Source organism: Leisingera sp. F5 (assembly GCF_001593695.1).
Genome location: NZ_LUKH01000031.1, coordinates 43,871 through 55,571 on the forward strand (window position 1 = coordinate 43,871; position 11,701 = coordinate 55,571).

Annotated in this window: 11 protein-coding genes and 1 pseudogene; 2 read left to right on the forward strand and 10 right to left on the reverse strand. The window is 60.4% G+C overall.

The features are described 5' to 3' along the window. Nucleotides 1-7: 7 nt before the first annotated feature. Nucleotides 8-658: an NAD(P)H-dependent oxidoreductase gene (locus A2I95_RS18780; protein ID WP_291732053.1), complete on the forward strand. Its 651-nt coding sequence runs from the start codon at nucleotides 8-10 to the stop codon at nucleotides 656-658. A 147-nt stretch (nucleotides 659-805) separates the two neighbouring features. Here the strand turns inward: A2I95_RS18780 and A2I95_RS18785 are convergent, their stop codons facing one another. From A2I95_RS18785 to A2I95_RS18820, 8 genes are all read right to left on the reverse strand, one after another. Then, nucleotides 806-1,009: a hypothetical protein gene (locus A2I95_RS18785; RefSeq protein WP_291732054.1), complete on the reverse strand. Its 204-nt coding sequence runs from the start codon at nucleotides 1,007-1,009 to the stop codon at nucleotides 806-808. A gap of 410 nt (nucleotides 1,010-1,419) precedes the next feature. Then, nucleotides 1,420-2,235, reverse strand: a complete 816-nt coding sequence (gene ehuA / locus A2I95_RS18790; RefSeq protein WP_291732055.1) for an ectoine/hydroxyectoine ABC transporter ATP-binding protein EhuA — start codon at nucleotides 2,233-2,235, stop codon at nucleotides 1,420-1,422. 2 nt (nucleotides 2,236-2,237) lie between these two features. Continuing rightward, nucleotides 2,238-2,903: an ectoine/hydroxyectoine ABC transporter permease subunit EhuD gene (gene ehuD, locus A2I95_RS18795; protein ID WP_291732057.1), complete on the reverse strand. Its 666-nt coding sequence runs from the start codon at nucleotides 2,901-2,903 to the stop codon at nucleotides 2,238-2,240. 3 nt (nucleotides 2,904-2,906) lie between these two features. Then, entirely contained in the window at nucleotides 2,907-3,572 is a 666-nt protein-coding gene (ehuC, locus tag A2I95_RS18800) for an ectoine/hydroxyectoine ABC transporter permease subunit EhuC (protein WP_291732058.1), read from the reverse strand. A 67-nt stretch (nucleotides 3,573-3,639) separates the two neighbouring features. After that, entirely contained in the window at nucleotides 3,640-4,482 is an 843-nt protein-coding gene (locus tag A2I95_RS18805) for a transporter substrate-binding domain-containing protein (protein ID WP_291732059.1), read from the reverse strand. A gap of 164 nt (nucleotides 4,483-4,646) precedes the next feature. Continuing rightward, nucleotides 4,647-7,103 carry an FAD-dependent oxidoreductase gene (locus tag A2I95_RS18810; RefSeq protein WP_291732060.1) on the reverse strand — a complete coding sequence of 819 codons (2,457 nt, stop codon included), beginning with the start codon at nucleotides 7,101-7,103 and terminating at the stop codon, nucleotides 4,647-4,649. An 18-nt stretch (nucleotides 7,104-7,121) separates the two neighbouring features. After that, nucleotides 7,122-8,303, reverse strand: coding sequence for a Xaa-Pro peptidase family protein (locus tag A2I95_RS18815; protein ID WP_291732061.1), 1,182 nt, complete (start codon nucleotides 8,301-8,303; stop codon nucleotides 7,122-7,124). Between the two features lies 1 nt (nucleotide 8,304). Then, entirely contained in the window at nucleotides 8,305-9,087 is a 783-nt protein-coding gene (locus A2I95_RS18820; protein WP_291732062.1) for an Asp/Glu racemase, read from the reverse strand. A gap of 164 nt (nucleotides 9,088-9,251) precedes the next feature. Here A2I95_RS18820 and A2I95_RS18825 point away from each other — a divergent pair, with 164 nt between their 5' ends. Further along, nucleotides 9,252-10,019: a GntR family transcriptional regulator gene (locus A2I95_RS18825; protein ID WP_291732063.1), complete on the forward strand. Its 768-nt coding sequence runs from the start codon at nucleotides 9,252-9,254 to the stop codon at nucleotides 10,017-10,019. A 658-nt stretch (nucleotides 10,020-10,677) separates the two neighbouring features. Here A2I95_RS18825 and A2I95_RS18830 read toward each other — a convergent pair. Then, nucleotides 10,678-10,857, reverse strand: coding sequence for a hypothetical protein (locus tag A2I95_RS18830; protein ID WP_291732064.1), 180 nt, complete (start codon nucleotides 10,855-10,857; stop codon nucleotides 10,678-10,680). Nucleotides 10,858-10,926: 69 nt separating this feature from the next. Continuing rightward, nucleotides 10,927-11,701: pseudogene (locus A2I95_RS18835) on the reverse strand (hypothetical protein); the annotation flags it as partial.

Here is an 11,701-nt window from a genome sequence, read left to right on the forward strand (position 1 = left end):
CAAACACATGTCCAAGTCCCTACTTATCGTGCATTCCAGCGCCCGGCAGAACCGCTCGCACACGCGCGACCTGGCCCGTATTTTTGCCGAAACCTGGACAGCCAGCGGCGGCGGTTCCATCACCGAACGCGATGTCGGCCTAACCCCGCCGGGCATCATCAACGAAGACTGGATCGCTGCAGTTTTCACCAGCCCGGAGGAGCTGACCGATGATCAGCGCGCCCTTCTTGCCGAATCCAACGCACTGATCGAAGAAATCAAGGCCGCTGATGTGATCGCGCTTGGCGCTCCCATGTACAACTATTCTATGCCAGCCGCGCTTAAGGCCTGGTTTGACCTGATCGCACGTGTCGGGGTGACATTCAGCTTCGACCTGGCCCGCGGCGATGTGCCGATTGAGCCGATCCTGACCGGCAAGAAACTGGTTGTGCTGTCGTCCCGAGGGGAGTTCGGCTTTGCCCCCGGTGGCGAGCGGGCTCATTTGAATGGGCTTGATCCGGCCCTGGCGGCTTCGGCTCACTACCTGGGTGCTGACGCCTTGGAAATGGAGACCGTCGCCATCGAATATGAGGAATTCAAAGACGCTCGCTGGGAAACCTCACTCGCGGCTGCGCAAACCCGCACGGCAGAGTTGGCCGGAGTTCTAGCTGCAGAGTGATCGGAGAACCCGGTACTCGCATTTGCTGCGGAGGGCCATTGCGCCCTCCGCAGTCCTGGTGACCGCTGCACAGCACTTTCTGCGAAGACAGGTGCAAATGAATGTTTTGAACTGCCACGAAGTTGGCAGGAGCGATTTCAAGAACTCTCACCAGAAGAGATCATTGACGCCTTCCAAAGCCGATTTCAGCAGTTTTGCAAACTCGTCGGCCTGTCTGACGTTAGACACTGTGAATTCGATTTTTTCGCTGCGCGCGCGCAGCGTGGAAAATGCTGCACAGGCGATAAACTTGGTGTTGCCGCGCAGCGAGAAAACCGGTCGTTCGTCGGGGCTACAGAATGGATCAGGCATCGAATTCACAGGACGCGGACAAAGCCGCCGCTCAAGTCGCCGGGGGCAACGACCGCAGGCTGCTCAACGTGACATCCGCATCAGGCGCAGTGCCAATTCCGCTGCGAGTGCTAAGCATTTGGGCCAGTTTCCCGAAAGCAACCGTCCAAAAACCTGTGGCGGCCCAGCTGATGCGCGCTCCACTCCAGAGGTGCAGAGCCCAGGAAGCTTCCGCTGCAAAGTTACCAACTGTCGGCGCCCTTCGGAATCTGACCGGCCCTGAGTTACCGTTCACCTCACCTTTAGCCACCGCGGTGCAGCTTCACCAGACCAGCCATTCGTATGCCACGCAGCATTTGCCAGGATCAAAGGTCTGCTCGCCGGGCAGACCGGCCGCCTTAACCAGTTGCTCGGGAAGCCCGCTCTGGTCTTCAGACCGCTTCCCGCACCGCGCTCAGGAATTGCTGTGTCCGCTCCCGCTGCGGGTTGCCGAACAGTTGCGCGGGCGGGCCCTGCTCCTCGATCTTGCCGCCATAGAAGAAGCATACCCGGTCAGATATATCGCGGGCAAAACCCATTTGGTGCGTGACCATCAGCATGGTCAGATTGTGCTCAGACACCAGCTGGCGGATGACGGTGGTCACCTCGCCGATCACCTCCGGGTCCAGGGCCGAGGTCACCTCGTCGAACAGCATCACCTTGGGCCGCATCGCCAGCGCCCGGGCAATCGCCACCCGCTGCTGCTGGCCGCCCGACAGGCGCGAGGGATGCTGGTCCTTTTTGGAGATCATACCTACCATCTCCAGCAGTTCCTCGGAACGGTCGCGGGCTTCGGCCTTGGACAGGCCCAGGACCTGCACCGGCCCTTCCATGCAGTTTTCCAGCGCCGTCATATGTGGGAACAGGTTGAAGTGCTGGAAACACATGCCGATGTCAGCGCGGCGGCTCCGCAGGTGGCGTTCGCTGGCAGGCACCAGCTGGCCGCCTTTGGGCATATGCGTCAGCGGCTTGCCGTCCACATAGATCACCCCGCCGTTGATCTGCTCAAGCGTCATCAGCATCCGCAGCACGGTGGTCTTGCCCGAGCCGGAGGGGCCAATGATCGAGACCATTTCCCCGGCCGCGACGTCGAGATCGAGATCGTCCAGCACAGTGAGCGCCCCATAGGATTTGTTCACCTTGCGAAAGCTTACCATCGGCGTATCTTCACCGGTGATTTCAAGCGGAAAGCCAGTATTGTCCAGCATCGTTACAGTCCCAGTTTGCGGCGCACATACCCTTCGAACAGCCGGATCAGGCCCGCTGCCGGCAGGGAGATTGCCAGAAAAATGATGCCGACCATCGTGTAAGGCTCAAGAAAGCGGTAGTTTTCCGAGCCGATGGCATTGGCGGTATGGATAAGCTCGGCAACCCCGATCACCGAGAGCATCGGTGTGTCCTTGAAGATGCCGACCAGATAGTTGCCCATGCCCGACAGCGCGGGCGGGATGGTCTGCGGAATAATCACCCGGCGGTACTTCTGCGCCGTGGTCATGTTGAGCGCGATGGCGGCTTCCCACTGGCCTTTCGGCACACTTTCAATACCGCCGCGGAAGACCTCCGACAGATAGCATGCATAATGCAGGCCGATGGCGATCATGCCGGACATCCACGGGCTGAGCCGGATACCGAACTGCGGGCCGACGTAGAACACAAAGAAGATTTGCAGGATCAGCGGAGTGGAGCGGATGAACTCGACGAATTCCCGCACCGCAAATGTCACGGCTTTGGAGGGGGTCCGCTGCGCAAGTGCCAGGGCCATGCCCAGCACCACCGCAATCGCATAGCCTGCGACGGCTGCGACCAGCGTGTTGCCGGTGGCGATGATCAGGCGGGGCAGAATTTCCCAGGTGAAATCCCATTGCCAGTCAAACATGGCTTATGCCCTCCCCAGCTTGCGCGCCATGTGGCGTTCCAGCCAGCGCATGAACGGCGTCACGAAAAAGCGGGCCAGGACGTAATAGATGACCAGTGCCGCGCCAAAGACCTGCGCCGACAAGAAGGTAGATGCGTTGATCTGGCGGGATTCGAACATCAGGTCGGCAACCGAGATCAGCGAGACCAGCGCAGTGCCTTTCAACAGCTCGATCATCAGGTTGCCCCAAGGCGGCAGCATGCTGACCAGCGCCTGCGGCAGGATGATCCGCCGCATCCGCTGCGCCGGGCTCATGTTGATGGCAAGCGCGGCCTCCCACTGACCCTTGGGCACCGACAGAATGCCGCCGCGCACCAGTTCGGCCCCGTATGCGCCGATGTTCATGCCCACCGCCAGGTAACCGGCAGTGAATTTTTCAATCGTCAGGCCGAACAGCGGCAGGACGAAGAAGATCCAGTAAAGCTGGACCACAAGCGAGGTGCCGCGGAAAATTTCGATATATGTGACAGCCGCACCATGCAGCAACCGGTTCTGCGAGAGCTTCATCAGGCCCATCCAGAGCGAGATCGCGATGCCGATTGCCGCCGCGAGCAGGAACTGGACGACGGTAACGCCTGTGCCTGACAGCAACCGCGGCCAGTACTGGACCAGGAATTCGTAAAGATCCATCAGTAATCCGTATTGCACGAGGAGAGTTTATGAGCGGCAGACCCCAAGACCCCGCCGCTCAGCCGGATCAGCGGTTCGCGCAGGTCCATTCGGTGGTTTTGTCACCGGGCAGAGTGCTTTCGGTGTAGCCGTACTGCGCCACGGTCTGCATCATCTCCTCCGAGCCGATGTAGTCTGCCAGCGCCGTGTTAAACTCGGCCAGGAATTCGCTATCCGCGTCACGGAAGCCGACGCCGACCCAGTTCAGCGTCCATTCCGGCAGCGCACTGGGATCGGTCACGTCGATGGCCTCGTCGCTGTCCGCCAGATGCGCGGCTTCGAAATAGGTCATGCCGGCGGCATCCGCACGGCCGGCCTTGACGGCTGCCAGCATTTCGGTGGGTCCGGGCACCTGCATGATTACCGCGTCGGTCAGCCCTTCCTTCTTGGCGGCTTCGACGGTGTTGTAGCCAGACCCGGCAGCCAGAACCGCCTCGGCGGACAGGATGTCCTGATAGGTCTGGATTCCCTTGGGGTTACCGGCCGGAACGATGAATGCGTCACCGGATTGGGCAATCGGCTCGGAGAAGGAAATATTCTCGCAGCGGCTGTTGAGGATATAAAGCCCGCCGGTGATCATGTCATAGCGGTTGGCCTGCAGGCCCGGGATCAGACCGCCCCAGTCGGTGACAGTGGCCTCGACGTTGTCATGGCCCATCTTTTTCAAGATACCAATGGCGATCTCGTTCACGAAGCCCTTGGCGTCGCCGTTCTCGTCCGGGTAGCCCCAGATCGGAATGTTGGAGAAACCGATACGGAGCGGATCGCCTGCGGCAATCCGGTCATCTATCGGTCCGGCCAGCGCCGCGACCGAGCTGACGACGGTTGCAACTGCCGCTGCGCCCAGAGTGTTGAGTAGTTTGAAAGTCATGGTTTCCTCCCTGAATTTAACCTGTCTTCGATATGGAACACGCGCCCGCCATTTGGCTGGGACTGCGGCTCCATGGCCACGGTCCTGAGCGCGTGCCGGTAATGAGAGCGGAACACCGGGCATGTGCATCAGGACCGTGAACTCCTCCTTGATGCCGGGCGCCCTCAGGCGCCGGACAGCATCCGTTTGCTTTGCGGGTCATAGAACGGGGTCAGGCTGACATCGGCCGCGATGCTTTGCCCCTCGACCAGGACCGTGAATTGGCCGATCTCAACCGCTGCCTTGTCTGTTTCGCCGTCCGGCAGGGTCAGCAGGCACAGGCCGACAGCCGCCCCGACGGTCTGGCCCCAGGCGCCGGCGGTCACATAGCCCGCAATCTTGCCGTCCCGCAGAACAGGCTCGTTGTGATGCAGCAGCGGTCCGGGGTCGCGCAGTTTGACCGAACACAGGAACGGCCCCTTGTTCTCTGCCTTGCGTGCCAGATAGGCGTCGCGGCCAATGAAGGGGATGGGCTTCTTTGCCTTGCAGACAAACTCCATGCCCATCTGATGCGGCGCCTCGGTATAGGCCATGTCGTGGCCCCAGTGGACAAATCCCTTTTCCAGCCGCAGCGCATTCAGCGCCTCGCCACCGATCAGGCGGATGCCGAACTGTTCACCGGCCTGCATCAGAACGTCGAACACATGCTCAGCGAAATCCGGGGTGACGAAGATTTCCCAGCCCAACTCGCCGGAATAGGACAGGCGCTGCGCAAACACTGATGCGTGGCCGATGTGGAAATGCTGCAGGCTGTTGAACGGAAAAGCCGCGTGCGAGACATCCGCATCGCTGACGGCCTGCAGCAGTTCACGGCTTTTCGGCCCCATGATCCCCAGCACACCATAGGCGGTTGTCGCATCGCGCAGACGCACGTCCTCATCCGGGTGGATCAGATCGCGCAAGTGCAGGTAGTCGCGCCGGGTGTGCGAGATCGAGCTCATCATCATAAAGCTGTCCGGCCCATGATGGGCAACCGTGACATCACTTTCGATGCCGCCGCGTTCGTTCAGCATCAGCGTATAGGCGACGCGGCCGTTGGCCATCGCCATGTTGTTGGTGCAGACCCGCTGCAGGAAGCTTTCGGCGTCACGACCTTCAACCATCAGCTTGCCCAGCATGGTGTAGTCGATCATCGCAACGGCTTCACGCGCAGCCTTCTGCTCCTCTTGTACATGGGGGAACCAGTTCTGGCGGCCAAAGCTGTATTCATATTTCGGCTCCACCCCTTTGGGCGCAAACCAGCCGGGGCGTTCCCAGCCCTGGGCCTCGGTGAAACAGGCGCCGCGGGCCTTCATCGGGTGATAGAACGGCGTACGGCGCAGGTTGCGGACGCTCTCGCGCTGGCGGTTCGGCCAGTGCATCGCATAAGTCAGCACCAGCGTTTCCGGGCAGCGTTCCTGCAGATAGGGATCGCGCGCCTGGAATTCCTCGCAGCGCTTAGGGTCCATTTCGCTGAGGTCGATCGGCGGGTGGCCGTCGATGATCCACTGCGCCAAGGCCCGGCCCGCACCTGAGCCCGACTGAATACCGGTGGAGTTCACCCCGCCCAGTACAAAGTAGTTTGAGATGTCCGGCGCCTGCCCCAGGATGAAACGGCCGTCATAGGAATAGCTCTCCGGCCCGTTAAAGAAGGTGCGGATGCCGGTTTCCTGCAGCAGAGGCACCCGGTTCATTGCCAGCTCCAGCACCTCCATCACGTCGTCTTCGACAAACGGCAGGCTGTCGAATTCAAAGTCCTCAGAGATCCCTTTCATGCCCCAGGGCTTGGCCTGGAAATGGGCAAAGCCAAACAGCAGCTTGCCCGCGTCTTCCTTCCAGTAGGTGCCGTCGCAATAAGAGCGCAGCACCGGCAGGTCACTGGGCAGGTTATCAATCGTCTCAGTCACCAGGTAGTAGTGTTCGCAGGCGTGCAACGGCACCCCGACACCGTTCTGGCGGCCCAGTTCCCGCGCCCACATACCGCCGCAGTTCACCACGTAATCGGCGCTGATCGTGCCCTGATCCGTGCGCACGCCAACTGCCTTGTTCTCGCGGGTCAGCACCTCTTCAACCTTGATGTTCTCAAAGATCTTGGCACCGCGCATTCGCGCGCCCTTGGCCAGCGCTGTGGTCAGATCCACCGGGTTGGCAGAGCCGTCGCTGGGCATATAGATGCCGCCCAGCACACCGTCGGGGTTCATCAGCGGCCAGCGTTCCTGAATTTCGGCGGTTTCCAGATAGTGCGCTTCGATCCCGAACAGTGCCGCGAAGTCCGCCTTGCGCTTCAGCTCGGCCATCCGTTCATCGTTCACCGCAACCGAGATCGAACCCGACCGCCGGTAGCCCGGGTTCTGGCCGGTTTCCGCCTCGATCTCTTCCAGCAGTTCGATGCCGTATTTGGCAAAGGCGGTGGTGGCGTGGCTGCCCTGCAGCTGCCCCACAAGGCCGGCAGCGTGCCAGGTCGTGCCGCTGGTCAGCTGTTTGCGCTCCAGCAGCACAACATCGGTCAGCCCCTGTTTGGCAAGGTGATAGGCCACCGAGCAGCCGTGGATGCCGCCGCCGATGATGACAACCTGCGCGTGGGACGGGAGTTGCTTGGTCATTCTGGTGATATCCGTGGCTTATGTGATAATCGGAAGCTCGCGCGCAGCACGGCGCGACAGCAGTTCGGCGCCATCCTCGTGGATGACGATGTTTTCTTCGTGCAGCATCATCTTGTTGCCGCCAAAGGCGAAGCCGGGTTCAAGCGTCAGCACCATGCCGGCCTCGATCACGGTATTGTCGCCGGGCATCAGCGAGGGCCATTCGGTCACCTGCATGCCCAGCCCGTGGCCCATCCGGCCGATCTGATGGCCGCTGCAGCCGCCCTCTTCCAGCACCTTGGCCATTGCACCCCACAGGTCCGCGGTGGTGATACCGGGACGCGCAACTTGCAGGCCAGCCTCGGTTGCCCGCCAAGCCAGATCATAGGCCGTCTTGGCTTCGTCCGTGGCATGGCCAAAGGCATAGTTCCGGTCAAAGTCGCAGCTGTAGCCACCCCAAAGGGAGCCGGTATCGAGCAGCAGCATGTCGCCGTCTGCGATCACCCGGTCGGTGGGCCGATTGATCACGTCTGAGAAACCGCCGAGGCCGGAGCTGCCAACCAGATAAGGCACGTCATCGGCGCCTTTCTGCAGCAGGTCGATCTTGAACTTAGCAAAGGCCTGGCGTTCGGTATCGCCCGCCCGGATATGGTTCGGCAGATCCTCAAAAGCGGCCGAGGCGATGCTGCAGATGCGCGCGATCTTGGCAATTTCAGAGGGTGATTTCACCATCCGCAGGCGGCGCACCACATCAGTGCCGTCGGCTATGGAAATACCATCCAGTCTGCCCTGCAGTTTCTGAAAGTCAGCCGCAGGCATACGCACATGGGTTTCATGCCCCATAGGGAGGCCCAGGGTGCCGCCACCCGGCATCACCTCGCGCAAAGTCTCAGCCAGCAGGGAAATGCCGTCGTCCTCCGGCTGAGGCGCCAGCCAGGTGCGGACATCGGAAATCCAGGTCAGCGACATGCTGGGGGCGCCGATTTCCGGGATCACCGCAATCGGGGCACCACTGGCCGGGATCACCACAAACCAGGGCCGCGTCGGACTCAGCCAGAAGATTGTGTCGAAGCCGGTGAAATAGCGCACTTCCGGTTCGGTGGTCAGCAGCAGCGCATCCAGCCCAAGACCCGCCATGATCTTCTGCGCTGCCGCAGTCCGCTGCTCGAATTCTCTTGTGGAGAAGCCGCGCTCGGCAGCCGGGTGCAGGTCCGTCATCATCTTAATCCTGAGGCTTCAGTTGAGTGTGAAAAAGCATGCCCGCCCCGGCGATGCTGTCGCGCACCCCGGCCAGCCGGGCCAGGTGCCAGGCGGTGACCTGATTGCTGGACAGAACCGGCTTGCCCAGGGCGTCTTCGGCTTCGGCGATAATGGGCAGCGCCCGCAGGCTGGTGCAGGACACAAACACGCCATCACAATCATCGCGCTGGCCGATTTCCTTGACCGCAGCCAGAATGCTTTGCGAGGAAATCCGGGCGACCTTGAAATCGTCCGATTGATTGAAGGTTCCGATTGCGTTCACCTCGAAACCCGCCGCTGCCAGGTTGTCCCGCATTTCAGTGGTCACTTCTGGGGCGTAAGGTGTGATCAGCGCGATCTTTTTCACCTTCAGGGCTTGAAGCGCAGCCTTGCAGGCCGTCAGCGGATTGGTGATTTTTGCCTTCGGATGCACTGTGCGCAGAATGCCGTCCACCCGTTCTTCGCCAATCATCGTGGCGCCGGATGTGCAGCAATATCCGATTGCGTCGAATTCAAACGCCGGCGGCAGCAACTCAGCCGCGGCAGGCAGGTCGGCTTCCATCTTGCGCAGCGTGCCGCAAGTGACTTCCATCTCGTTCGGGATCCGCGCGTGATACAAGGCAACATCATCGCGCCGCAAAAGCGCAGAGAACTCATGCTCAAGCGTCTGGTCGGATTGCAGCACGATCAGTCCGATCCGCGCCCTAGCGCCCAGACCGCCATCCGCTGCGAACTCCAGAGCCTGAATATCCGGCACCACGTTCATTCGCCTGTCTCCAGAAATCATCGGGCTGCAGCAGCCCCTCCCCACCTGCTTCGCCACCTTGCATTCCCTGGGTTCCCCATGCAGTCAGGTAGCGAAATCCTTGATCTCTGGTATACACCAATGAACTGGTATATACCAAACAAAAACTGTGGAACCTGTACAGCATGAGCGAAAAAAATCCGGCCGCAGGAAGCAAAGTTCCTGTTTTTCAGAAAGTTATCGACCATCTGCGCGACGAGATCCGCAGTGGAAACCTGCCCGAACATAGCGCACTGCCCTCTGAAAGAGCCATCGGAGAGCAGTTCGGCATCAGCAGGATGACCGCCCGCCGCGCACTTTTGGCTGTTGAACAGGAAGGTCTCGCCTACAGTTCCGGGCGCCGCGGCCGATTCGTCTCTCCGCAGCGGCTGACCTATGACATCAGCAAGACGGTCAGCTTCTTTGCCCATGCAGAAAGCGGCGAACTTGGCCTTAAGATCGAACTTATCTCAAAACAGCTGACCCAAGCCGACGCCGCCCTGGCGGCCAAGCTTGCAGTGGCCGAGGGCGACGCCCTTTACAAGTACACACGGCTGTTTCTGCTCAAAGGGCATCCTGCCTTTGTAGAAGAGGAATTTGCCGTCGCGCATCTGTTTCCGGATCTTTTCAGCCATGACCTGCAGCAATCAACAACGCTGCTCATGGAGCGGGAATACGGTATGCCGCCTCATTCCGGCGACATTTCCATCCGTATGCGCGCATTGAATGAGGAGGAGGCAGGATTGCTCGGGTTGCCGACCTATAATGCAGGGATCGAACTGGAGCAGGTGATCTTCGACGCGGGTGGACGGCCGTTCTGCTTTGGCCGCCAAATCTGGCGCGGCGAACTGGCCGAATTCACCGCCCATGCAATCGTGCGGGACCGCCATCTTCCAACTCCAGACAAGGCTTGAAGAATTCAACTCTTCTTGTGAGCACTGAATCGCAAGAAAGGTGGGCCTGGAAGGTTTCGTTTCCGCTTCCTGTTCTCCCTGACTACGCTTGCGAAGCAGACGCGACTAGACCACCACATCAGCATTTGTCATTGCAGCGTGAACAGGCTGCACAGACGGCGGTCTTTCATATTACGCAGATCTTTCAGGACCATCCACCGGGTGGCACCAAGACCGCTGTGAAACGTCGGTGGGCCAGCGGTCGCTTCATCCCGCGTCTCGCTGCTTCGGCCAAAGTTCCGCGAATGGTCGGTTTGAAATCCGCCCGTCGGTGCGGTTTTCAATAACCGCTTTGACGAAATCTGCTGCGATCCCAAAAACCCGTTGCTGCAAACGCAAGCATCATTGTGTGCTTTCTGCAGATGCATTGACTACGGAGGCGTACGTCCGGTAACTCCGGCGTCTTGTTGGTCCGAACGAGTCGCGGCGAAAGCACGGTCTAGGTTCCAGTCAAAACGACGCCCATGAATGGCTGGAATGACGACACACGCTGCGTTGCAGCAGTACAAGCGCCGCGACTGCGAGGAAATGCTGCGCCAGCGAAGTGGAGAAAACGAATGACGGCAAAGTCCCGACAGCAAACCTTGGCTTTTCACGCAGCAAAAGGCAGCAATCGGTCCTATTTCGGTCCGCTGTCTATCCCACCGTGCGAGATCTGCTTCAGCCGCGCATCATCTTCCGGTTCCCATTTCTGACGCAGGCCGCGCACATAATCCGCGTCACTTTTCAGCTTTTGCCGTTCCTTGGCGAGGACGCGTTTCACGGTCCGGGCCACCAGTTGAGCAATGCGGGTGACCATCCGCATCGCAGGGCGGATTTCTCTCAGCGTTTCGGCCCGCGCACCCTTGGTATCCGGAGCGGCCGCGCCCTAAGCCAAGCCTGCCTGCTGATCCGCAGACGCCTCCCGCCAGCAAATCGCCCCATCAGCAACCAGGTCCAACCCGGTCTCGATAGCATCCGTGATGACCTCTGCCTCCGTTGCCTTCAACCGGACGTTTTCTTCTACCTCCTGCAGCCTCTTCTCCTCAGCCAGCCGGGCAGCCTGGGCCTCAGCAGCCGCTTTTTCTTCCTGGCCGCGGTGCTGAACCATCCGCCGCAGTTGAACGGCCAGATCAGATTTTTCCGCCTTCGTGGTGTTCAGCACCTGCTCGGCCTGTTGCCTTTCCTGGATAATCCGCGCGCGTTTTTCCTCTTCGGCCTTCCGCGCTGCCGTTTCGGCCCGGTACTTTTCTGCTGCTTCTTCCGCCCTTGCCTCATACCCCTTAACCCTCGGCTCCAATGCCCCGACCTCAGCCACAATTTTTTCTTTCAAAGCATTCGCGGCGTCAGCCGCTTTTTCCTTCTGCACAGCCTCTGCCTCCGCCGTATCGCGGCGGCGGATCATCTTTGCAGTTTCCCGCGCGGTCCGCTGTTTGCGGGCCCGCGCCTCTTTTACCGCGCGCTTGCGCGATTTCTTGACCGTGGCCTTGGCCAGGTCCCGGCCGTTTTCAACGGCCGCCTTTGCCTCATCCTGGGCGTCGTCCAGGATGCGTTTCTTCTCTGCCTGCGCCTTAAGGCGCTCTTCAGCACGCCACTTCGACGGCGGAACATGCTGCCGCTTTTCGGGCAGAGGTTTTCCCTCTGCCCGAGCCTGGCGCCGGGCC